Raw genomic sequence first — 24,594 nt, 5'->3', positions numbered from 1 at the left:
AATGATATCGAATAAGTTATTTCAGCGTTTCACACCAATTGACTCGGATGTTTCAGAGCAACTCGATATGCTTCGAGGCTTTTGTACAGCAACGGTACTCTTTGGTCATGCGTATTTGGTGTTTTTATATCCGGTATGGCCAGGGGTGATGTTACCGCTATATCTGTTTGGTCATAGCTGTGTGATGGCATTTTTTGCATTAAGTGGTTTTTTGATATGTAAATCAGCTAGTTATAATATTCAAAAAAATAATCGATTCGTTGTGAAACGATATGCCATTTCACGAATAAATCGGATTTTACCGCCTTTTTATTTAGGCTGTATTATTTTACTTATTCTATATTTTATCGCCCCTTATTTCTTTGCGACTGGAAGCCGAGAAATTAATATTATTAGCGATACCATGACGCAGGCTCGCATGGCATTAGATGTTAAGAGCTTTATGGGGGTATTGTTATTTGTGAATGGTTTTATTACTGATACGCCACCAAGTAACTTTGCATTTTGGTCATTACCCTTTGAGATCTGGTTTTACACTTTATTTGCCTTACTTATGGTGCCGAATAACCGGTGTTGTGCCAATATAGGAATTTTGTTATTAATTGTATTGAGTGTATTAAACTATACGTTTTTTCTGTATGCCTTAATTTGGTGTAGTGGTGTGATTGCCGCACTGTTACATAATCATCAATACAAATTGAAGCGAAAAACAATCGTGACCAGCTATAGCCTGATCACATTGTTATTAATTGGGTTCGCGGTTGGTGGCTATTGTTACTTTCCATTCTATTTTGATAAGCAACGGTATCTGCTGGCGTTGTATGGCACTTTATGTGGAATTAGCTTTTGCTACCTCTTTTATTTAATGAGCTTTCATTACGTGCGTTTTTACTTGCCGGGTAAGCAACTCACGCCAAGTTCTTATACGATTTATATTTTGCATTTTCCGTTACTGATTTTTGCCTATGGTATTGTACAACCTTATGTTTATCAAAATATGTGGTTGTTAATTATCAGCACATTTTTAATTGCTTTAGGGATCATGTTGATCGGGTTATTGGTTGGGCGCTATGTGGAAAGGTTGAAACCATTTTAGTTAGCGCGACGGAAAAAACGCAAAGCCCTCGCCGATATTAAGGCGGGGGAATAGCGTAAAGCAACTCAGTCAATGCCAAATGGTATTACCTATCAAGCATTACCTCGTAAAAAGTAGCCAACGTCTTCCTCGACTTCTTCCATCGCCATTAAGGCCGCAAGGGTATCGTGGGCTTCTTGTTCATCAATGATACTCATGGCAAAACCCACGTGAACGAGTACCCACTTACCGATCATTGTGGCGGTTTCCCCTTCACAAACCAGCGCAATATTCACATCGCGTTTGACGCCACAGACTTCAACTTGCGCGGTATCCATCGGCGATCTACCTACGCCGACGACTTTTCCGGGGATGCCTAAACACATAATAAACTCCTAAACATCGTCTTATTCAACTTCAATCTGTTTGACCTGCATACTGCCGCTGCTGTCAATGTGCAAATTCCGGCTGCCACAGTGTGGACAGCCGGCCTCAAACTGGGTGATCTGGATTGTGCGCCGACAATCGCGACATTGTGCCTGAGCAGGCACAATAGATACATGGAGCGCAGCCCCTTGGGCAAGGGTGTTACGGCAAATAATATCGAAGCAAAAATGCACGGCGGACTCTTCGATACAAGAGACTGCGCTTAATTCAAGCCAAACCCCTGTAACTCGGTGTGCATGATTCTGCTTGGCGTGCTGTTCAATGATCTCAAAGGCATTTTGGCATAGTGCAACCTCATGCATCGCACGCTCCTTACAGTAAGATATCTGGTGGGATTTCAAAGGCGGCGCGGCGTCGACGCTCTTTAACGATCTCATCCATACGGTTTCTATCAACAATCATTAACGCTTCTGTTGGGCACACTTCCACACAGGCAGGGCCAGCTTCGCGGGTATGGCATAAATCGCATTTATGTGCCTCAGCACGATATTGTGGAATAGTATTCAGGGCGGTCACTTGTTGATCGATTTGGCGACTGACCACTTCCATGGTGCCGTAAGGGCAGGCGATCACACAGGTTTTGCAACCAATGCACTTTGATTGGTCGACATAGACAAAATCGTCTTTACGGCTGATCGCACCGTTTGGACATACATTGGCACACGGGGCATCTTCACATTGGCGGCATACTACCGCAGTACTGACGGTATAGCCTTTTAATACGTGAATACGTGGAAAAAATTCATCTTTGATAACAGTGGCGATCCCCGTTTCTTGTTCTTGGTGGGACACCACACACGCGACTTCACAGGTATGGCAGCCAATGCATTTTTTGGGATCTGCAATGATGAAACGGTTCATCCTACTCTCCTGAATGATAGATGATGACAATACATTCAACGTTCCGATGTAATTGCTTTCAATTTAGATACTCAGGTATAAGCATGGATCGTGCCAAATTGAAAAAATAATTAAATCCAGTGAAATCAGTGTATTAATAAATAAAGAGATATTTTATTTGTAGTGGAAAAAACGATTCGTCACGTTTTCGACAATATTGACGAAGTGGAATTTTAATCGTTATATAGAAATATATATTACAGTTTAATTAATAATAAAAAAATAGGGGATTGGATCAAAGTTAAATCAGTCAATGATATTATTTTCCTTTAAGAGTCATTACAATAATCATATTTGGTGTCGTATTGATATTTAATTATATCAATGGCCATTAGTTTGAGTGTTTATAACATCTCAAGGAAATGATAAAAAAAGAATGGGGTATTTGTGGGGATCTCTGAAAGCAATGAACGTATACGCCATGAACGCGACCAATATCGAATACTGGTAGATATTACTAATTCCGTCTTATCGCATTTAGAAATGGATGGATTAGTTGCAGAAGTTTCTCGGGAGATTTACCGTTTTTTCGGTATTAGCCAAATTAGCATCGCCCTATGTGATAATTATAGTTCGGCGGTCTATCTATGCTATTCAAGTTATTATCGTCGCGGTAAACCCGTTGAAAAGACCCAATACCATTTAAACGAATTACACCCTGACTTAACGCAAGTGCTTGAAAACAATCAATCTATGCGCTTGACACTTGACCGCTCAACTCAAGACCCACTGTACCAACAAGTTTGCGCCCAAGGGATGACAGAAACCTTATTATTGCCGTTGGCATTTAATCATAAACCCTTGGGGGTTTTAATGTTATCCCATGAAGATACCCGCATTTTCACCGACGATAACTGCAATTTACTTAAGCAGATTGCGGCGCGTTTTGCGATTGCGGTGGATAATGCGGCGGCGTATGGTGAAATTACACGCTTGAAAGACAGTTTAAAAAATGAAAACCTCTGGCTGAATGAGCAGATCCACCGCAATGAAAGCTTCAGCGAAATCATTTTTCAGAGCGCCGCAATGCGCAATGTGCTCGATCAAGTGGATTTGGTGGCACGCAGCGACAGCACCGTGCTGATTTTAGGGGAAACCGGAACAGGTAAGGAGTTGATTGCTCGCGCTATTCACCGTTTAAGTGATCGCCACCGTCGTGCGATCATTAAAATGAATTGTGCTGCTGTTCCGTCTGGTTTATTGGAAAGTGACTTATTTGGTCATGATAAAGGAGCATTTACTGGGGCAACCACCACCCACATTGGCCGCTTTGAAATGGCGGATAAGAGCACGCTTTTTTTAGATGAAATTGGCGATATGCCATTAGAATTACAGCCAAAATTACTTCGTGTACTGCAAGAGCGTGAGATTGAACGCATTGGTGGCAATAAAGTTATTCCTGTGGATGTACGCCTGATTGCAGCAACCAATCGTGATTTAAAAGGCATGACTGAAGAGCGTGAGTTTCGCGAGGATCTCTATTATCGGCTGAATGTTTTCCCTATTATTATTCCACCGCTGCGGGAACGACCTGAAGATATTCCGTTACTTGCTACCCATTTTACACAAAAAATTGCTCAGCGTATGAACCGTAAAATTGAGTGTATCCCGCGTGATGCTCTTGCGCAGTTATCGTTATATCCGTGGCCGGGTAATGTGCGAGAATTAGAAAATGTCATTGAGCGAGCTGTAATTTTAACTCGAGGAAATACCTTGAATTTACAATTACATGAACTCAATATTCCTAAGCCATCACGCCTTAAAAATGCCTTCGAAAAAACCAGCGCCATAGAAAAGCGCATGCAAACGGGGGCCCCCGAAAGTGATGACGAAGAGCGGGATAGAATTATTGCAGCACTACGTGCAACGAATGGTGTGGTGGCAGGGGCGAGGGGGGCTGCTACTCGCCTAGGGTTAAAACGCACCACATTATTATCGCGAATGCAGCGCTTAGGCATCTCGGTTCAAGATTTATTCTAATTTTCTATTTTTTGATTATATTCGTTAGCGAGCACATAATTATTTGCACATAATTATAAGTAATAAAAAATAGAAAATACATTTCTTAATGAAATTCATTATTATTTATATTTAAACATTATTATTGTTATTAAATGTATTAAAAAAAATAATTATTTTTAAAAACAGATTGAATAACAAATTATCAATAATTTATTAATATAATTATTGTTAATTAACCAAATAAAAAAGCCAATGGCTTAATGTCAACCATTGGCTTAATTGTTGGCTTATCGCAAATTAGAGGCCTTCAGCAGCCTCACGTAGCCGACGTTTAATTCCCGTGTATTCTTGAACAACAAAATACTCAGCTTTTTGTTGGTCAGCGATTGGCTCAACACGTACGGCACAGTACTTATACTCAGGGGTCTTAGTAATTGGGCTAAGATTTTCTGCCACAAGCTCATTACAAGCACCAATCCACCACTGATACGTCATGTACACCGCGCCTTTATTCGGTCGGTCACTGATATTAGCACGGGTAATCACTTTACCTTGCCGTGATGCGACCCAAACCAGCTCTTGGTTTTTAATCCCTAATGCTTTTGCATCCTCGGTATTGATTTGTACAAAACCGGGTTCATCTGCTAATGACGCCAAAGCTTTGCAGTTACCTGTCATTGAACGGCAAGAGTAGTGTCCCACTTCACGCACCGTTGCTAACACCAACGGATATTCAGGGCTGACTTGATCAATCGGTGGACGCCAATCACAGGTAAAGAATTGGCCTTTACCGTTTGGTGTATCAAATTGACCACCTTTGTACAAATACTCTGTACCGGGACTTTCTAAGGTCTTACATGGCCATTGAATATAGGCTAAATCCGCCATTTTTTCATAGGTCGCACCATAGTAAATAGGACACAATTCACGCAACTCATCCCAAATTTCTTTGGTATTGTTGTAGTGCATTGGGTAACCCATGGCGGTTGACATTAAACTGATGATTTCCCAGTCTGTTTTTACATCACCGACAGGCTCAACCGCTTTATAGAAACGTTGGAAACCACGGTCAGCGGCGGTATAAACCCCTTCATGTTCCCCCCAAGAAGTGGCAGGAAAAATCACGTCAGCAATTGACGCCGTTTTAGTCATGAAGATATCTTGGACGATCAACAGCTCAAGCTTATCAAAAGTACGGCGGATAGTGGCGAGATCGGGCTCCGTTTGCAGTGGGTCTTCCCCCATCACATAGTGAGCTTTCAACACCCCCTCATCAATAAAGTGCGGTACTTCGCTCAGTGGGATCCCGTTCTCAGTAGGCATGCTTTCAATGCCCCAGAACTTGGCGAATTTTTCCAACGCCGCGGTATCCGATACATATTGATAACCAGGTAAGGTATTTGGTAAAGCCCCCATATCACAGGCCCCCTGTACGTTGTTTTGCCCACGAACAGGACCAACACCAACATTTGGTTTACCTAAATTCCCCGTTAAGAGCGCAAGACTAGTGAGGGATTGTACGGTTTCAACACCTTGATAGAACTGAGTAACACCCATACCCCACAAAATCGTTGCACTTTCTGCTTTCGCGTACATGCGAGCAGTTTTACGAATATCTTCTGCTTTGATACCCGTGGTTTCCTCGACAGATTCAGGGGTATAAGAAGCAACGATGGCTCGATATTCGTCGAATTTTTCAGTATGTGCATCAATAAACGCTTTGTCATACAGATTTTCTTCGATGATCACATGGGCAAACGCATTCAGTAACGCAATATTTGAACCGTTTTTCAAAGGTAAATGAATATCTGCAATGCGCGCAGTTTCAATATAACGCGGATCGCAAACAATAATTTGAGCCCCTTTTTCTTTCGCTTTTAAAATTCGGCGAGCGACAATAGGGTGTGAGTCCGCGGCATTGTAACCGAAGACAAAAATACATTTGGTATCCTCAATTTCGACAATTGAGTTGCTCATTGCGCCATTACCGACCGAACGCTGCAGACCTGCAACCGAAGGGCCGTGTCAGACACGTGCGCAGCAGTCGATATTATTACTACCGACTGCCGCGCGAACAAATTTTTGCATCACAAAGTTGGCTTCATTACCTGGACCACGGGATGAGCCGGTTGTCATGATAGCTTTAGGACCGTATTTTTCTTTGATTGCCAGTAATCGAGAACTCGCAAATTCAATGGCCTCTTCCCATGAAACCACTTCAAGTTTGCCACCACGCTCACGACGGATCATCGGGTTTTTTAAGCGAGGCGTTAAGATTTTAGTATCGTGAATGAAGTCCCAGCCATAATAGCCCTTTAGGCAGAGCTCCCCTTCGTTGGTGTGACCATTTGCGCCCTCTGCGCCGATGATCTTCCCGTTCTCCACCTTCAGGTAAATTTTACAGCCTGAGGCGCAATACGGGCAGACGGTGATGACTTTTTCCATCAACATTGCTCCTATGTTTTTATTTAGCGGTCATTGCCGCCTTAACACCTAAGCTAATGCAGGGTTTATGCCAATTTTTAAGCGCTATTTATTAATGGCTAACATATTGAATTTGCTAATCTTGAAATAATTATTGCACTGTCTAGAGGCTTAACGCCTACTGTGATCGTCAAAAGTGTCGACCGTTATTGACGAGTGAAGTGTTCGAGAAACGGCTCAACGATCTGGGAAGATAATCACGAAATGATGGAGTGCATATGGGGATAGGGCATTTTTATCACTTCATTATATTGTCATAAAACTGCCATCATGCTGTCACTCATTTGACTTATGTTCGCAGTAACTCAGCTCGGATGGAGACAATATGATGTTTAGTATCGATACCTTACTCCACGATATATATCCGCATCAAACCCCACCTGCATGGAAACGCAGTTTGTTAAAGCACCTGCTTTTTGAAAAAGAGTTTAGCCAATTTGCTCAAGAACACCCCCATTTAAAAGGGTTGGATCTTATTGAGCAAATTATTGAGCATTTTCATCTTTGTTGTGAATTAACGGAAGGTGACTTAGAAAATATTCCCGCAGAAGGCCCCATTGTTTTAGTGGCAAATCACCCGATTGGTTCATTGGATGGCTTGGCGTTATTGCGCACAGTGGCCGCAGTGAGACCGGATGTGAAAATCGTGGCGAACCAGTTTCTTAATTATATTGAACCACTCAAAAGTCTATTTATTGCTGTCGATAACATGAATAACCGAACCAATCGCCAGCAAGTGGAGGCGATGCAGCAACATTTAGTTAACCGAGGAGCATTGATTGTATTCCCTGCGGGGGAAGTTTCAAGGCTCAGTAGTAAAGGGATCCGCGATAGCCACTGGCGCACTGGTTTTTTACGTCTAGCCGCCAAAGCGCGAGCAGCGATTGTGCCTATTCATATTCAGGGGCGAAATAGCCATTTATTTTACCTCACCTCATTGGTTTACAAACCCTTATCTACATTGATGCTAGTCAGAGAGATGTTTAAGCAGCGCGGCAAAAAACTCAACATTCGCATTGGGGGGCGTATTCCCTTTAGCCATTGGTATGATGGCCACACCAAAGCCCACGAATTAGCCGAGCGTTTTCGCCGTCACATCTATTTGTTAGGAAAAGGAAAAGAAGGGCTATTTACCAGCGAAGCGGCGATAGCTTTACCTGAAGATAGACTCGAACTGAAAAAAGCCATAGCACTTTGTGAGCGTTTAGGCACATCTCCCGATGGTAAAGCGATTTATCTTTACCAACGCAATCAAGATATTCGCTCGCCAATATTGCGTGAATTAGGGCGGTTACGTGAGATTGCGTTTCGCGCAGTGGGGGAAGGCTCCGGCAAACGTCGAGACTTAGACAGTTATGATGATGACTATTATCATCTGGTGTTGTGGGATGAAGATGAATTGGATATTGTCGGTGCATATCGTTTTATACCCACCGAAAAGCAAATTGAAACCAAAGGGCTAGCGGGGATCTACAGTGCTAGCTTATTCCACTATGATGAAGGTATGTTCCCCATCCTTGCTCAAGGTATTGAGTTAGGTCGCAGTTTTATTCAGCCAAAATATTGGGGAAAACGTGGGCTTGATTATCTATGGTTAGGGATTGGGGCCTACTTAGCGAAATACCCCCAATACCGTTACTTATTTGGTCCCGTCTCCATTTCGGGGGCGATGCCTGTTGCGGCGCGAGATCTACTGATTGCTTTCTATCGCTTATATTTTTCAGCGGAACAATCAATGGCACAATCTCACCAGCCTTACCCAGCCTCTTTACCGCAGGTGTTGGCGCAATTCGCGGGTGATAATTACCAAGACGATTTGGTGAAACTTAAAAGCTTATTAAATAACATCGGCTGTTCTATTCCGACACTTTATAAGCAATACACTGAGTTGTGTGAGCCTGGTGGTGTGCAATTTATGGATTTTGGGACTGACCCATCATTTAATGATTGTATTGATGGTTTGGTGCTGGTGGATTTAACTAAACTCAAACCTACACGCTATCAACGGTATATTGGGGTCCATCTGTAAATCTTAGCGTATTCATCGTGCGTAGTGAATAAATACGCACGATGAATCAGTTATCAATTATGCATTTGCTAATTGAATAGGCTTTAATGCTTTTTGGCGATTACGTTCTAATTCTAATGCACCTAAATGGGACAGGATGCAGAAGATAATGCAGCAAACAATCCCACCTAAAAGTAGGTAGAACCCGGCATGCCAACCCATGCGGTCAACAATAAAGCCAAACAAGCTTGTTCCCAGAGTCGCTCCTAAAATATAGCTTAGGAAGCCTCGTAAACCTACTGCTGAGCCAACAGCGAAACTCGGTACAATTTCCATAGTTTGTACAGAAGCTAAGAATTGAGGTACATAGATTAAGCAACCAACAACCGCTGCGAAGAAAGTGACGAGCGCAAGGGATTGGCTCTGCCAGTAACCCACCAAGCAGAAGAAAATCAATACCATACACATAATGGCTAATGGCATTCTGCGACCTTTAAACAGCTTGTCTGTTAACCAACCCGCTAATAAGGTGGAAGGAATAGCCGCCCATTCGAAGAATAAGAAAGCCACACTCATTTGGTCTTTAGAGAAATTTTTCTCTGTCAGTAAGTAAATGGGTAACCAACTGATCACACCAAAGCGCACCATATAGACGAAAACATCCACAAATGAGATATACCATGCATTTTTGTTTTTCAGCACATAAGTACAGAAAATTTGGAATGCGCTCATGTTCTCCGGTGATTTGTCTTTTTGCTCTGTGGTAAGTAACACTTTTTCTTCAGGCATCATTTTATCAAGGGCTGGCAGGCCTTCTTGAACAGGTGTGCCTTTACCTAAAATTAAGACGACAGCAGCAAACAGAATAGCGATAACCGCAGGCACCATATAACTGGCGCTTTGCCAATGTTCAGTCCCAAGTACAGCAAAAGCTGCACCGACGATAGGTGCGACGATGCCGCCCCCGACATTATGGGAAATATTCCAAAAAGCGCCTATGCGACCACGTTCTCTACGCGGGAACCAATTGGCAATGGTAATAAATGAAGGGCCAACGCCCATCCCTTGGAATAAGCCATTAAGAACAACAAAGCCAGCAAATAGCCAAAATGCATGACTAAAGCCCATGCCAAAGTTAACGATGGCACAGAGGATCAAACCAAATGCCATAAAGGCTTTTGGGCTAGCTTTATCCGCTAAGCTGCTCATAACACCCTTACTGATACCATATGCAATTAACATGCAACTACTTAACATACCAATTTGCGTTGTGGTTAAATCTAAATTTTCTTTTAAATAAGGTGTGGAGAGTGTGAAATTATTACGAACAATATAATAAGCTAAATAACCCAGAAATACACTGAGCAGCGCTTGAACACGATAACGTTTATATGTTGCGGAGACTTTTTCAGGTGCAACACTATTTTTGGCCGTAGCGGGTTTTAAAAATGGCAGCATAAATTCACCTGTATTAATAATATTAAAAAATTATTTTTTGAATTTTTGTCGTTTTTGTTTTTGACCAGCTCATCATGTTCTTCTTTAAAAAAGATCTCAATATCATGAGTTTGAGTCAATTTTGACCCAATTTTGGAAAGGTAAGAGTCAATTTGACCCATGAGTATCATTGGCAGAATTTATTTTTATTCAGAATGTGTTAGCGGTTACATTAATGACGTAATGAGAGGAACAAAAAAAGAAAATACGATAAACTTATTACCGTTGTTTTATTTAATTCCTAATTTTTGTTCCTATTTCAGCGGTATTTCTAGTTATTTAAAACATCTTAATAATTCACATAAATGATATTTAGTTTTTTTTAGTGATTTCAAATAAATAAGAAAATGAAGATAAAAGGGTAAAAAATGTCTCAAACACTTTTTTAGCACAAATAAAAAAATTGTTACTTTCTTGATGTAAATCACATCTACACACCGGGCTTAGGAGCATCCCATGCAAAAAAAAATAATTCGATTTAAGGTGATGTTTTTAATATTGCTAATACCTATCATAGGGTTAGCTTTTTCTAGCCGTTTGGCTGCTATACAAAATGACGAATTGGTGATTGCAACGACACTTTCTCCTGAAGCGACGATCCATATCATGGACAGTTGGAATGCCTTACCAGATGCCATACCCATTCGAACCATTAACCGAACCAGCGCCTCTTTAGAGCGCTTGCTCGATACCCAAGTGATGGAAAATGTGGATTTGGTTTTAACCTCTTCTCCAATGCTAATGCAGCATTTACAGCAGCATGACCGCTTAGCCGCGTTACACAATCCCCCAGATATCTCACAAAACTTAGTGCCTGCATCATTAAAAGGGACTGTTGCCGCAGTGGCATTTTCCGGTTATGGCATTTTTGCTAACCGCCACTGGATGGCGGAAAACCAATTACCCATTCCGAAAACCTGGAACGCGCTAACTGATAGCCGCTACCAAGGTATGTTATTGATCAGTAGCCCGTCACGCTCAGATACATATCACCTTATGATCGAATCACTGTTACAGCAGTGGGGATGGGATGAAGGGTGGCGAATTTTACTCAATGTATCTGGGAACTTAGCGACAGTTTCATCTCGTAGCTTTGGTGTCGCAGACAAAATTAAAACAGGATTAGGTGGTGCGGCACCGATTATTGATAACTACGCTAACTTGTTGCTCGGAGAGCCTGATCTTGAATTCCATTATTTACCGGATTCAGCGACATTACCCACCTTTATTGCTATCACTCGATATAGTTTGCATCAGGAAAAAGCCCAGCAATTTATCAACTTTTTATTGAGTGAGCAGGGACAAAAAATATTAGCAGATAGCAATACGGGAAAATACCCAGTGACACCATTGCCGGACAGTGATCCACGCAAAGTGCAACAAAGCCAACTATTAAACCAGCCAAAACTGTTAGATGAACATTTAGTGTTAAAACGCCAACGCCTAGTTCAGCAACTATTTGATTATGCGATTACTTATCGCTTGATGGAATCTAAAGATGCATGGCGTGCGGTTTATATTGCGGAGTCCCAATTAAAAAAACCGTTACCTGAAGCACGTGCATTACTGACTGCGGTGCCAGTCACAGAGGCGGAAAGTCGTGATCCGGATTACTATTCACGTTTCGAGGATAGCGGTAAAGCGGAAGTGGAATATATGCGCTGGCAGCGCTTCTTTCAGGAACAACAACGCCGTGCGATTGCCTATTTGGAAACAGTTAAATGAAGCGCTGGATAATCAATTATTTAGGCTTATTTAGTTTAAGCGGTATTTTACGCAGCGCATTTATTGCGGTGACCTTCATGACATTGATTGTCAGCGGGGCAAGCTTGTATGCATGGCACGAACAAAACCAACAAATTCGTTATGCGCTGGGTGATTACTTTCCGCGTATTCAATCATCATTTTTAATTGATGGTCAATTGAATACCTTAGTTGAAGAACTCAATGAGTTTTTAAAAGCCCCCAATACCGCGACACGACTGCAACTGCGTAACCAAATTACAGAACACTTGAGTAAAATCAATGGAATAAATCAGAATTTAACGGGGCGAGATCATCAGCAAATTGCTGAAATCATTTCTGAAAGCCAAGATTTACTTTCTCAGCTTGATAAAGCGCTCTACACACTGTTTTTAGCCAACGAAAAAGTGAATACGCTATCGGCCCGTATCAGTTGGTTACATGATGATTTTAATACGGAATTGACGTCACTATCGCAAGATATTAGCTTACAGCAAGGGTCGTTATTAGATAAGTTTGAGCAAGAACCCAATCAAGCGAAAGCTTTGCAAAGCCGATTACGCAGTGTGCAAAGCGAACTGCAATTAATTTATACTTTAGCACGCTTAGAAGACCAAATTGTGAATGTGTTGGTGAATCGGCTAAAAAGCATGCAGAGTAATGTCTCACAGGATGCACAAGAGGAAAATAACAGCTATATCCGTTACTTACGTTACTTAAAAACCAACATAGCTGGACATGAAGGCGCATTAAACCAATACCCAAGCACGGTGACGCTCTATCAAACGATTGATGAACTTTTAGATATTGGCCTATCAGAGAGCAATATGCCGTCAGCACTGCAAAATTACCAAAGTGCTAAAAACGCGTTATCAGAAATGACGACGGAAAAAGACCGCATTCTCGCCCGCTTTCGAACCCAACTTGACCTGCAATTAGGCAATAGCCATTCACAACTACAGACCCTAAACCACCATTTATCGGACATTATGTCACTGAGCGGGACGGTCATTATCATTACCGCCTTATTGGCATTATTGTTGGCGGTATTATTTAACTACTTTGTGATCCGCTCACGGTTGGTTAAACGTTTTAATTTGTTGAACCAAGCAGTGGTAAAAATTAGCCTTGGAGACTTAACGACGCAAATTCCGGTTGGCGGTCGTGATGAATTAGGACGTATCGCAATGTTGCTACAACGAACATTGGAGCAAATCAACCAGCAAAAACATCAGTTAGAGCAAGAGATTAGCGATCGCAAGGTGATTGAGCAGAATTTAAGAACCACGCAAGATGAATTGATCCAAACGGCAAAATTAGCAGTGGTTGGACAAACCATGACGTCATTGGCACACGAAATTAACCAACCACTTAATGCGTTATCGATGCATGTGTATATGGCTAAAAAAGCCCTGCAACGGCAGGATCAGCAAGGAGTTATTACCTCACTTAATAAGTCCGAGTCATTGATTGCACGTGTGGATGGGATCATTCGTTCATTACGTCAATTCGCTCGCAAGCGAGATAGCCAAGAAACACTACAGGCTATCGATTTAGTTAAAAGCCTGCAAAATGCGTGGGATATTTTGTTATTGCAACGCAAAACTCGTCAGGCTGCGCTGCATCTTCCGGAGAAAATACCCTTGGTATTGGGGGATGAAATCGGTATTTCGCAAGTTTTGGTGAATTTATTGGTCAATGCATTGGATGCTAGCCCAAACCATGCCGTTATTTCTATCGATTACAGTGAATCGATAGATAATTTAACGGTGTACATTACTGATAACGGCGAGGGCTGGCCTATAGAACTGGCGGACTCGTTAATGAAGCCGTTTACCACCAGTAAAGAAATTGGTTTAGGAATGGGGCTATCGATTAGCGCCTCGATTATGCAGCAATTGGGGGGAGAAATGCGAATTGCTTCAACCCTTACCCGCAATGGATGTGTCATTTTAAGTTTTAAGAAGGTGCAAGAACATGCTTGATGATAATAACGATATTTTACTCATAGATGACGACAAAGATGTACTTGAAGCCTATTGTCTACTGCTTGAGCAGGCTGGCTACCGTGTATTCTGTTGTGATGACCCGTTAGCTGCAAAAGATCTTATTCATCGGGATTGGTGTGGTATTGTTTTGAGCGATGTCTGCATGCCCCACTGTTCTGGCATTGATTTGATGAGCTTATTCCTTGAAAAAGATAAACATTTACCTGTTTTACTGATCACTGGTCATGGGGATGTGCCGATGGCGGTTGAAGCCGTTAAATTAGGTGCGTGGGACTTTATTCAAAAGCCTATCAATCCTGAATATCTGTTATTGGAAGTGGGAAAAGCCCTTGCTGCGCGTAAACAACGGGTTATTCAACGGCGCTGGGGACAAAAGCAACTGACACTCAATCTAGTCGGTCAAAGTGAATGGACGCAGCAAATTCATTTACAATTACAGGGGTTAGCAGAAACCCATGCCGCCGTGTTCTTTCATGGAGCGTTAGGGACAGGTCGGGTTTATTTGTCCCGTTATTTGCACCAAATTAGTACTAACCGAAGCGCTCCTCTAGTGATTAAAACGCTGTTAAATGAGCAAGAAATACCATTAGACATATGGTTGGATGATGTTGTCGGTGGCACTTTAGTCATAAAAAATATTGAATTGATGCCATTGGCTCAGCAACGTTTTTTAGCGCAGCATCTTCAGCGGGAACACCGCCAATTTCGCTTAATTGGTATTTCAGAAACGCCATTAATTCTCTTAACGAAACAGCAAAAGTTAATTGCTGAACTCTATTATTGTTTTTCAATGACACAAATTAACTGTTTGCCGTTATCACAAAGGAAGGCTGATATCGCACCGCTTTTTGAGCATTACCTTGAATTGGCATGTACTCGCTTGAATCTACATTTCCCCGTGCTGGATGACGCCTTTATTAAAAAATTAACGCGACGTCATTGGCCTGGAAATGTGGGTGAATTGGCGAATGCGGCAGAACTTTACGCTGTTGGCATTATGCCGATGGGGGAAACGGTAAATCCATTATTGGCTTCCGTTACCCCAACGGCGTTAGATCAGCAAATTGAAAATTATGAACGACAAATTATTACGGAAGCGCTTAACATTCATCAAGGGCGAATTAATGACGTATCAGAATACCTGCAAATGCCACGTAAAAAGTTATATTTGCGAATGAAAAAATACGGTTTGGATAAACGCCATTACCGGACCTAGCCATAATTAAAAGGTGTTGAATGGGATTATTTATTCAACACCTTTTAACCTCATGATGAGTGGCAAGCTTAAGGAACCGGTACGGCTTCCCCTTTGTAATTGTCTAAAATAAATTTCTTTGTTTCATCACTTTTCAATGCGCTCATCAGTTTGGCAATGCGTGGATCATGTTGGTTCTCTACCCGTGTTACCACCACATTAGCAAATTTACTGTTAGCAGCTGGTTCACTGTAAATGACGTCTTTCGTTAAATCTAAACCGGCATTAACGGCAAAATGGCTATCAATAGAGGCAACATCAGCTTCGCCATTTTTATAAATTTGCGGCATTAGCGGTGCATCATAGGTAAATAAAAACTGCAAATTGCGTGGATTTTCTACGATATCATCAATAGTTGCATCATCAGGGTCAATATCGCTGCGTATTTTAATTAAGCCTTCGTCTTGGTACAGTTTTAAAATATGTCCGTGTTGGGAAATATTGTTACTACTCAGCACTTTTGCTCCATTAGGTAAATCTTGCAGGCTCTTATACTTTTGTGAGAAAAAACGGTACGGGTGCATATGCACTGCGCCAACAGACACTAATTGCCAATCGGGGTGGTCGGCTAATGTTTTATTTAAATAGGGCACGTGTTGGAAAAAGTTTGCATCTAATTCTTTGTCCGCCAATGCTTGATTTGGAATAATGTAATCATTAAAAACACGAATATCTAAATTAATGCCTTCTTTCTCTAATTGGGGTTTTACAAACTCTAATATTTCCGCATGAGGTGTCGATGATGCTCCAATCGTTAATTTATTACTTTTTTCCTGTTGATCTGGTTGGCAGGCAGTTAGTGCTAAACTGGTAATTAATAATGCCCCAAAACGGGTGAATAATGATAATTTCATGCTGTTATTCCTAATTAGCTGTGTTTAGATAAAATTAATAATTTGTGGGGTTAGGTTCATGTTATTAACGTTTATCAATCCACCGAACTAGGGTGTCTCCTATTACTTGAATACATAAGACAATGGCTAAAATCACTAAAGTAGCGACCCAAACGACGTCCATATGACTACGTTGGAAGCCTTCTAAATAGGCTAGATTTCCTAACCCACCGGCACCAATTGCTCCCGCAACTGCGGTACCGCCTACTAACGAAATCAGTGTGACCGTTAAACCCGAAATTAAGGCTGGTGAAGATTCGGGTATCAACACGTTAAAAATTAACGTATGCAGTTTGGCTCCCATGGATTGGCTGGCTTCGATAACCCCTTTATCGACTTCACGTAAGGCAATTTCCACTAACCGTGCATAGAAAGCGCTCGCTGAAATAACCAAGGCAGGAAGCGCAGCGTTAACCCCTAAGATAGTACCGACGATCCATTTGGTTACTGGAAACAATAAAATAATTAAAATAATAAATGGTACGGCGCGAAATATATTCACAATAAAGGAAAGCGTACGGTAAATCGTAATATTCTCTTTTTTCCCATCTTGCGCGGTTAAAAATAAAAAAGTGCCAACTATGATCCCGAAAATGCCAGATAACGCACCAGAGACCAATGTCATGTATAAGGTATTGAGGGTTTCAATACCTAAAACATGTAATTTTAAATAGGGTAAATAGCCATTGACCCAACGCTGTATTTCATCCACGACTAAATCACCTCAACAACAATATTTCTTTTATTTTTAAGATACTCAACGGCATCCGTTAATTTTTTAGTTTCAGGCAAAAATTGAAGATATAAGAAGCCTGCGCCTTGATTAAATGCCCCTTTAACCAGTTTAATGGGCTCATTAAATTGAGAAATTAAGTCATACAGTAAATAGTGACTTTGTTTTTCTTCATCTAAAACGACGCGAATAATTGGGCCATCGGCTAATAGGGTTTTTAAGTCTTCTTGGGTATCTGTCGCAATTTCACTTTGTGATAAAAATTGCCGTGTAATGGCATGTTGGGGATTATGGAACACTTGGCTGACTAGCCCTTCCTCAACAATTCGGCCTTTATCAATGACGGCAACTTTATTGCAAATACTTTTGACGACCTGCATTTCGTGAGTGATCAACACAATAGTGATATTCAGCTCGCGGTTAATCCGTGCCAATAATTGCAAAATTGTTTGCGTAGTTTTTGGGTCTAATGCTGACGTTGCCTCGTCACACAACAATACATCAGGGTTGTTGGCAAGGGCACGTGCAATGCCGACCCGCTGCTTTTGCCCGCCACTGAGCATAGAAGGGTATTCATCCGCTTTATCCGTTAGTCCAACCAATGCCATCAACTCTTCAACCCGTGCTTGACGTTTCTTTTTGTCAAACCCTGAAATCTGCAAGGGAAATGCAATGTTTTCCCGCACGGTACGCGACCACAGCAAGTTAAAATGCTGAAAAATCATGCCAATAGATTGGCGTATTTGCAAAACTGCTTTTTCATCACTGAGCGTAATATTATGTTTCCCAACAATCACTTCACCACTTGTGGCGTCTTCTAAGCGATTTAACAAACGAATAAGACTACTTTTGCCTGCACCGCTGTAGCCGATGATGCCAAAAATATCCCCAGCAGCAATATTGAGGTTGATGTTATCAACCGCGACAGTCTGTTTTTTATTGCGGTTGTAGATCTTGCTGACATTCTTAAGTGTTATCACGCGGATCCCCTTGGGTAAATGGGTTATTTCGTAGAACTAAAAATAGATATCTAGACGTCTGTACCGCCAAAGTAATTGAGAATGTGATGAATGTCAAATAAAAGTTAGGGATGAGTTAGATGAAAACAGTCTAATCAAAAAAAGTCATCATTATTATGTAGTTATGTTTTTGATAAGGGAGTGGTGAAATGAAATTGAAATGGCAAAGAAATTGAGGGAGTGAATGCTCCCTCAAGGAAAGGATAGAGGTTATTTGAGAAATAGATGACCAATCAAATAGATAATAGAGGACGAAACTAACCCAGCCACGACGACGGAAAGCTCAGGTGCATAAGCATTAACGACCAAAGCAATGCCAGAGGCGAGTATCCAAGAGATGAACGCTAAAGGTTGCCAATTTTTTGTCTCGTTATTTTTACGCTTAAGTACTAATTGATCCATGATAATAATGGCAGCGATGGGAGGGACAATTAACCCCAATAAATTCAACCAAGTTTGGAATGCATTCCAAATCCCTGTCACAGCAACAATAATTCCAATGACACCCAGAATAATGGTTAAGGTTCTCATTTTGCCGTTTGTAATATGGGACCAACCAACAGCACCATTATATAAACAATGAGTACAACCTACCCCCAAGTTAACAAACACAAAAATAATCGCGAGGACAGAAAGCAGAGGGCTTGAATTGGCTAAAATAGTAATGAAATCACCGCCAGTCACTTCAGGGTGCATGACCACGCCAGTTGCGACAATCATTGCCCCTATCACTTCTGCAAAAAATTTGGAAATCGGGAAGGCAGTAAATGCGGCAAAAAAGCCTTGTTTACCGTTTTTCGCCCAGCGGGTAAAGTCAGCCGTCATGGTACCGGAGTCGGTAAATGTGGAGAAGATCATGGTAACCGCAACACCAAATGATAGCGCTCCAGCCCCCGCCAGTGGTTGGTAATTGAGGATATCGGAAGAGCCACTTTTTATCGCAATGTAAACGGAGATTAACCCTAAAATCAAATACATTGGTGCAGCAATATACCCTAAAATGGCGAGGGCTTTGATCCCGATAAATGTTGCGCCCACATACAACACGCCCCCTAAAATTGTCATCAGTAATAAGTCCTGCCCAAATGAGCGGAACATGGTATCCCCCGTCAGACCAACCATCAGCGCGAACCAGCCGATAACAACAGTGGCAAGCAGACCTGAGACTGCGATATAACCACGTTGTCCAAAGGTTCTTTTGGCTGAGATCGCGAAGTTTTCCCCTGTTTTTCCAGCCAAATAACTCAAAGAACCAATCACTAAACACAACAATAAGTTACCCACTAAAATGGCGGTAACACCCATTTTAAACCCTAACATAGCGGTCACTACACCACCAATAACGGCACTGGTTAAGACTAATGGAAAGCTGTACCAAACAGCGGAGACTGAGGCAAAACTTTTACGATGCGCCAACGGGACAGGAATATGTTCATATTCGGAATCTAATAAAATATTATCTTTTTCTTTATGATTGGACATATTAGGTGAACCTTATTTTAATTAAAATTAACTGGAGTACCTATAAAAAATAATAATTAATCTTTTTAATTTGAATTTAATTAATGTGAATAAATGGATTAAAGAAAATAAATACTAGGGTAAATAAAACTTTTTATTAACCTGTAATTGATTGATTTTTGGGTTTTGTTTTTAAGGTATAGCCAGCATAGCAACAGTTGGTATGAAATAGAATCCATTTAAAAAGTATTCATCAATGGGATGGTTGATTGTTGATTGCGTTTCAACAAAGCTACTTTTATGTGATAGCACGCGTTGCTAATTGGTAAATTAATGTTGTTTTTAGAGTATATTTAAAAAATAAATTTGTGTTTTAATTTTATTATTAAATAATAAAGTTGAATTTGTGACTTAATTCAAATTCAATGTTTTATATTTGTTAATTTTGTATTTAAATAAACAAAAAGATAATTGGTTAGGTTGTCATTTTTCAGTCGCAAAATCTTCATCAATCTGACGTATTGCCATCGTGGCATCATCGCTAACGATTAAGTCCCAAAGAGGATAACAAAATGATGGTGCAACAGACTCTCTCTTCATTGAGTGAGCCATCGGCTATTTTTCCTTTTAGGCAGACTCCGATTGGCTTACCTATGATCGCAATACAAAACTTATCACAGGCTTTTTCACAACAATATGTGCTCAATGGTATCGATTTAACCGTGGAAAAAGTGTGTTAACCACGGATATTGAGCAGCGCTTGGCAGATTGGCCGATTGATTTACTTGGAGCTGCCTCATTATCATTGATTTTGGCCAGTGTGGCGATTTTTGCTTATACATTACAGCGTTCTTTCGTGTCAGGGAAAAACGTGGCGACCACCACAGGGAAAGGGGCAGAAGTGGTGACTCACTCACTTGGCTACTGGCGCTGGCCGGGATGCAGACGGTCTCTATCTTTGTGTGGCGGCAGTTTGAACAAGGTTCAATCGGCAGTGGTATGGCTATGGCCTGCATTGCTGTGTTGATCAGTTTAAGTCTAATGTTGTGCGCGCAATGGATACAGGGGCGGTATAGTCGAGAGTCATTTTGTTGTATGCAAGGTGGCATTTGCCACCTTGCATATTTGGTCTAAATTGAGCAAGCACTGACACCATGCTTCTGTATATAATGCTGATCTTTTTCATCCGCTAATTGAAACTCTGCTAACGTGGCGATAACAGTTACAACAGCTTTACCTTGATACTGTAGTTGCTCCAATAATTTTCTGGATGCTATAGCATCATTAGTCTGAGTCGTCGAATGGGTAAAAATGGCAGAACGGTATTTTTCACCGACATTATCACCTTGTTTATCAACTGAAAGTGGATCATGGATCTTCCAAAAAAGAGATAAAAGTTCATCATAGCTGATTTGAAGAGGATCAAAATCGACTTGCACGGCCTCTATCCATGGGGATGTTTTATCCGTTGATCGAGCATAGCCTACACGACTCGCTATTACTCCATTTTGCGCTTGAAATGCAGCTTCTGCTCCCCAAAAACAACCAGCACCAAAGGTTGCTTGTTGTAATGTAATTTCACTCATCGTAACCTCATCATAGTCATTAATACATATAGTTTTTCATTGATTGGCTGCTAGCCATTTATCAACGGTAGCTGAATTATTTTTAACCCAGTTTTTAGCCGCGATAGCTGGGGGAGTATTTTCTTTTTCAATTTGTAGAATAAGTTGGTTTAGCTCCGAGGGTTCGATTGCTACATTTCGCAAAAATGTGGCGATACGCGGGGAACGTTTTTCTAAACTTGCCGCATGAAGAACATACACTTTTGCATCTGGATAAGCACAGGTAATATGGCTTTTATTTAGCCAGTCGGGATCAACCGTTGGGCTAATAAATTTCCAGCAACCATCGGCTTTGTATGCAGGATCGTCTTTTTTGTTATCTTGTGCATAACCATCAAAAGCAGGCTCTTCTAAACGGCGTAAGTCATAAGCAGCAAATATCCAATCTGGGGTGTAAGCATAGAAAATTACACCACGTTTAGCCTTATAAGCCGCAGCTAGTTTTGCATAAGTCACTGATGCTTCAGTAGAAATAGGAGCGAAGTTATCACCAAAACCATAGTCTTTAGCTTTAATTTCACCGATATATGTTGATTCCCAGCCTGCCGGCCCTACCAATAATTCGGGTTTTCCGCCTCCTAAAGGTGCAAAAAGTTCGGCAATTTCTGGTTTTTGTAAATCATAGACAGATTGGATGTTATATTTGTCTTGTAAATATCCTGGAATATAAAATCCTTGCTCTCCAATATACGGATTCTTCGTCGGGACAAGTGTTTTACTTCCCGTGATATATTTTTCCCAAGCTGCTGATTGGTTTGGCAGCCAAACATCAGTTAGGACATCTACAGTACCATCGTCTTTACCAGCAGCTGCAAATAATACAGGTAGATCGCCTGCTAGATAGGTTACATCGCCATCTAATCGGCTTTTAATGACCTCCCCTAAAATGTGTTGGATTGCAATGGCTCCTGTCCAATTTTGCTCACCAATGACGATTTTATCTTTTGCTAGTGTTGGAAATGACAGGGCGGCAAATAGTAAAGCCGCACCGAATTGTTGGAACATTGTTTTTTTCATAATTGACCTTTATGACAGTTGGTTATTATTGTTGCTTGTGGAGCTTTGATTGAATGATACGATCTGGAATGAGTGCGCAAAGTACAATAGCGATACCTGCAAGAACACCTTCTCCTCCTTTAATGTTGCGTAGTGCCGCCATGACGTCATACCCTAATCCGCCAGCACCAATAAGAGCCGCCACAACCACCATCGAAAGGCTCATGACAATGGTTTGATTGATGCCAAGCAGGAGTGACCGTTTTGCTAATGGTAGTTGGACTTTGGTTAATACCTGATAGGGATTTGCACCATGTGCAATAGCAGCTTCGACGGATTCTTTTGGAACCTCCTGTAATCCCAAAGCGGTTAAACGGATCATTGGAGCCAGAGAAAATACAACGGTGGCGATCACTGCTGGTGTTTTTCCAATTGAAAAAAAGGCGACGGCTGGGATCAAATACACAAAGGTTGGTAAGGTCTGCATAATATCAAGTAAGGGGGTCAATATTTTGCGAGCAAGGGATTTTTTAGCAACTAAAATACCGAGTGGAATACCCAGAATTAATACAATAATAACTGAGGAACCAACGAGTGCGAGTGTGGAAAGTGTTCTATCCCAAAAGCCAAATAGACCAATATAAATAACAGCTAAGAGACTTAATAGACTTAGACCTAATCCTGCGGCACGCCATGAAAGTAAAATTAATGCGGCGGCACTGACGGGCCAAGGCAACCAGCTCAATGTGATTTCAATACTTTCAATAACCGTTCTGACTAAGACAATGATACTGACAAAAGTACTCTCAAAAGTGCTTTGTGACCAATCAATAATATTATCGATTAGTTGTGATGTTTCAGTGAAAAGCGGTCTATTGGCTGGAAAGGTAAAAAAAAGTGTTTCAGCGTCATTGGAAAAGGCTCGCCAGATAACCAAGAACTGGCTAAATAACAGCATAGATAATGGAAGTTTCCAACCTGAATGCGTTTTTTTTCGAGTATGCTGAACTGTGGATAATGTAAATATGCGACTAGCAATCATTAAAATGAATCCCGTCAACCATAATTCAACTTTCGATGGCAAACCTTGTATGATTAGGTTTATTGCGGCTAATTCAATTGCTGCCGTTAGCCAAAATAATCCCCCCTTGCCATATTCAGCATGGCTAGCTGGGCCTAATAATAGTATTTTCCAGCGAGCAAAAGTCGTTTTAGATACGTCAGATAGGGGAGTTTTTGTGGCGCTAGCAGATGCATTAGTAGCTAAAGTAGCAATCCGAACGGGAGATGAAGAGTACTCTTGAAAAAACTCAGCAATTTCATCATCTACTGGGTTTTCAAGAAGTTCAGTTGGGCTTGCGACTTGAATTATCTCACCATGGCGCATTACTGCTATTCTATCGGCTAAGCGTAGTGCTTCACTGGGATCGTGAGTGACAAATAATGTCGTAATCCCTCTTTCACGCACTAGTTTCAAAATGTGATGCTGCAAGCCTCTGCGGATCGTTGGGTCAAGGGCACTAAAAGGTTCATCCATTAATAGAATTTCAGGTTGAGTGATAAGGGCGCGAGCAAAGCCCACCCGCTGTTGCATGCCACCCGAGAGCTCATGTGGGTAGTGATTATCCCAACCTTCTAAGCCGACAGCTTTAAGTTGTTCTCGAGCAGCCGCAAGGCGAACCGCTTCAGGTTTGCCTTCTAGCTCAAGGGGAAAAGCCACATTTTCAATCACTGTTCTATGAGGCAATAATCCAAAGTGCTGAAAAACCATGCCAATACGTTTTGAACGTAATTTACGTAACGATTTTTGGTTTAGTAGGCTGATATCTTGACCTTCAATAAAAACCTCGCCACTGCTTGAATCAATTAATCGATTAATATGACGTAGCAGAGTAGATTTTCCGCTGCCAGATGTGCCCATTAAACATAGAATCTCCCCTCGATAGACATTTAAACTAACGTGATTTACCGCTAGCTTTTGCTCCGTTTTCAATTTTGAGGAGTAAGACTTAGTGACATTACGGAATTGAATGACAATTTCATTATCACCATTTTCTAACTGCATAGCAGTGCGTTTCCCTGACGATGTTCGAATATTCACAGGACAATCCTTCAATAATATTTTATTTAGAACGCTCATTTGTAATTAATGCAAAGACTTATAATTCAAATGGTTATTTTGTTTATTTTTAATTCTTATTTATTGTTGATAGTAATTTCCTAGCAGGCTAATAGATTTGATGGGAAGAAAAGAAATATTAAATTTGTATAGATTAGAGTAGATAGTTATTACTAATGAATAAGGTGATTTAATTGCTTATGACTAACTTAAATCGCCTTACTTCTTAAGCTAAGAGTTGTTGATCTTTTCTGCTAATTTTTCAGGCTAAAAAGGTCAAGCAAACAACCCGAAAAATTGAAGAATCAATTAAGCTGACAGACTCATATTTGAATGAAGTATGACGATGAAATGTAGTCCTACGGATT

The 24,594-nt window shown here is 41.1% G+C and carries 20 protein-coding genes; 8 read left to right on the top strand and 12 right to left on the bottom strand.

The features are described from left to right. The first annotated feature begins 1 nt into the window (after position 1). Positions 2-1,096, top strand: a complete 1,095-nt coding sequence (locus AB6N04_RS13940) for an acyltransferase family protein (protein ID WP_369308900.1) — start codon at positions 2-4, stop codon at positions 1,094-1,096. A 92-nt stretch (positions 1,097-1,188) separates the two neighbouring features. Here the strand turns inward: AB6N04_RS13940 and hybG are convergent, their stop codons facing one another. From hybG to hydN, 3 genes are read right to left on the bottom strand one after another with little or no spacing between them, the layout of a single operon-like run. Next, the gene (hybG, locus tag AB6N04_RS13935) at positions 1,189-1,461 is read right to left on the bottom strand and encodes a hydrogenase maturation factor HybG (protein ID WP_369308899.1); all 273 of its coding nucleotides are present in this window, start codon (positions 1,459-1,461) and stop codon (positions 1,189-1,191) included. Between the two features lie 21 nt (positions 1,462-1,482). Next, a complete protein-coding gene (gene hypA, locus AB6N04_RS13930) occupies positions 1,483-1,824 on the bottom strand; it encodes a hydrogenase maturation nickel metallochaperone HypA (protein WP_369308898.1) in 342 nt (113 codons plus the stop codon). A gap of 10 nt (positions 1,825-1,834) precedes the next feature. Further along, on the bottom strand, positions 1,835-2,383 hold the full coding sequence (hydN, locus tag AB6N04_RS13925) for an electron transport protein HydN (protein WP_369308897.1): 549 nt from the start codon (positions 2,381-2,383) through the stop codon (positions 1,835-1,837). A gap of 426 nt (positions 2,384-2,809) precedes the next feature. Here hydN and AB6N04_RS13920 point away from each other — a divergent pair, with 426 nt between their 5' ends. Beyond that, entirely contained in the window at positions 2,810-4,402 is a 1,593-nt protein-coding gene (locus tag AB6N04_RS13920; RefSeq protein WP_369308896.1) for a sigma 54-interacting transcriptional regulator, read from the top strand. Positions 4,403-4,681: 279 nt separating this feature from the next. Here the strand turns inward: AB6N04_RS13920 and fdhF are convergent, their stop codons facing one another. Next, complete coding sequence (gene fdhF, locus AB6N04_RS13915) at positions 4,682-6,829, bottom strand: formate dehydrogenase subunit alpha (protein WP_369308895.1); 2,148 nt, start codon at positions 6,827-6,829, stop codon at positions 4,682-4,684. Positions 6,830-7,196: 367 nt separating this feature from the next. Between fdhF and AB6N04_RS13910 the strand changes: the two genes are divergently transcribed. Next, positions 7,197-8,897, top strand: coding sequence for a lysophospholipid acyltransferase family protein (locus AB6N04_RS13910; protein ID WP_369312116.1), 1,701 nt, complete (start codon positions 7,197-7,199; stop codon positions 8,895-8,897). A gap of 57 nt (positions 8,898-8,954) precedes the next feature. Here AB6N04_RS13910 and pgtP read toward each other — a convergent pair whose 3' ends face one another. Further along, the gene (gene pgtP, locus AB6N04_RS13905) at positions 8,955-10,334 is read right to left on the bottom strand and encodes a phosphoglycerate transporter PgtP (protein ID WP_369308894.1); all 1,380 of its coding nucleotides are present in this window, start codon (positions 10,332-10,334) and stop codon (positions 8,955-8,957) included. Between the two features lie 525 nt (positions 10,335-10,859). Between pgtP and AB6N04_RS13900 the strand changes: the two genes are divergently transcribed. From AB6N04_RS13900 to AB6N04_RS13890, 3 genes are read left to right on the top strand one after another with little or no spacing between them, the layout of a single operon-like run. Then, positions 10,860-12,098, top strand: a complete 1,239-nt coding sequence (locus AB6N04_RS13900; protein WP_369312114.1) for an ABC transporter substrate-binding protein — start codon at positions 10,860-10,862, stop codon at positions 12,096-12,098. After that, positions 12,095-14,101, top strand: coding sequence for an ATP-binding protein (locus AB6N04_RS13895; RefSeq protein WP_369308893.1), 2,007 nt, complete (start codon positions 12,095-12,097; stop codon positions 14,099-14,101). The genes AB6N04_RS13900 and AB6N04_RS13895 overlap by 4 nt, the downstream gene beginning before the upstream one ends. Further along, positions 14,094-15,341 carry a sigma-54-dependent transcriptional regulator gene (locus AB6N04_RS13890; RefSeq protein WP_369308892.1) on the top strand — a complete coding sequence of 416 codons (1,248 nt, stop codon included), beginning with the start codon at positions 14,094-14,096 and terminating at the stop codon, positions 15,339-15,341. The genes AB6N04_RS13895 and AB6N04_RS13890 overlap by 8 nt, the downstream gene beginning before the upstream one ends. Positions 15,342-15,409: 68 nt before the next feature. Here the strand turns inward: AB6N04_RS13890 and AB6N04_RS13885 are convergent, their stop codons facing one another. From AB6N04_RS13885 to AB6N04_RS13870, 4 genes are all read right to left on the bottom strand, one after another. After that, on the bottom strand, positions 15,410-16,234 hold the full coding sequence (locus AB6N04_RS13885) for a MetQ/NlpA family ABC transporter substrate-binding protein (RefSeq protein WP_369308891.1): 825 nt from the start codon (positions 16,232-16,234) through the stop codon (positions 15,410-15,412). A 64-nt stretch (positions 16,235-16,298) separates the two neighbouring features. Further along, positions 16,299-16,922 carry a methionine ABC transporter permease gene (locus tag AB6N04_RS13880; protein WP_369312112.1) on the bottom strand — a complete coding sequence of 208 codons (624 nt, stop codon included), beginning with the start codon at positions 16,920-16,922 and terminating at the stop codon, positions 16,299-16,301. Between the two features lie 65 nt (positions 16,923-16,987). Then, entirely contained in the window at positions 16,988-17,986 is a 999-nt protein-coding gene (locus AB6N04_RS13875) for a methionine ABC transporter ATP-binding protein (RefSeq protein ID WP_369308890.1), read from the bottom strand. Between the two features lie 249 nt (positions 17,987-18,235). After that, entirely contained in the window at positions 18,236-19,507 is a 1,272-nt protein-coding gene (locus tag AB6N04_RS13870) for a cytosine permease (RefSeq protein ID WP_369308889.1), read from the bottom strand. Positions 19,508-20,058: 551 nt separating this feature from the next. On the opposite strand from AB6N04_RS13870, the gene AB6N04_RS13865 reads away from it, so the two are divergent. Both AB6N04_RS13865 and AB6N04_RS13860 read left to right on the top strand, forming a co-directional pair. Continuing rightward, entirely contained in the window at positions 20,059-20,226 is a 168-nt protein-coding gene (locus AB6N04_RS13865; protein ID WP_369308888.1) for a hypothetical protein, read from the top strand. Next, positions 20,220-20,513, top strand: coding sequence for a hypothetical protein (locus AB6N04_RS13860; RefSeq protein ID WP_369308887.1), 294 nt, complete (start codon positions 20,220-20,222; stop codon positions 20,511-20,513). The genes AB6N04_RS13865 and AB6N04_RS13860 overlap by 7 nt, the downstream gene beginning before the upstream one ends. Before the next feature lie 103 nt (positions 20,514-20,616). On the opposite strand, the gene msrA is transcribed toward AB6N04_RS13860, so the two are convergent. From msrA to AB6N04_RS13845, 3 genes are read right to left on the bottom strand one after another with little or no spacing between them, the layout of a single operon-like run. After that, positions 20,617-21,072, bottom strand: coding sequence for a peptide-methionine (S)-S-oxide reductase MsrA (msrA, locus tag AB6N04_RS13855; RefSeq protein WP_369308886.1), 456 nt, complete (start codon positions 21,070-21,072; stop codon positions 20,617-20,619). 36 nt (positions 21,073-21,108) lie between these two features. Further along, positions 21,109-22,128: a glycine betaine ABC transporter substrate-binding protein gene (locus AB6N04_RS13850; protein WP_369308885.1), complete on the bottom strand. Its 1,020-nt coding sequence runs from the start codon at positions 22,126-22,128 to the stop codon at positions 21,109-21,111. A 25-nt stretch (positions 22,129-22,153) separates the two neighbouring features. After that, complete coding sequence (locus AB6N04_RS13845; RefSeq protein ID WP_369308884.1) at positions 22,154-24,208, bottom strand: ATP-binding cassette domain-containing protein; 2,055 nt, start codon at positions 24,206-24,208, stop codon at positions 22,154-22,156. Positions 24,209-24,594 lie beyond the last annotated feature (386 nt).

The organism is Providencia rettgeri (assembly GCF_041075285.1).
Taxonomy (GTDB): domain Bacteria; phylum Pseudomonadota; class Gammaproteobacteria; order Enterobacterales; family Enterobacteriaceae; genus Providencia; species Providencia rettgeri_G.
This window is presented reverse-complemented; position numbering and strand designations above follow the sequence as displayed.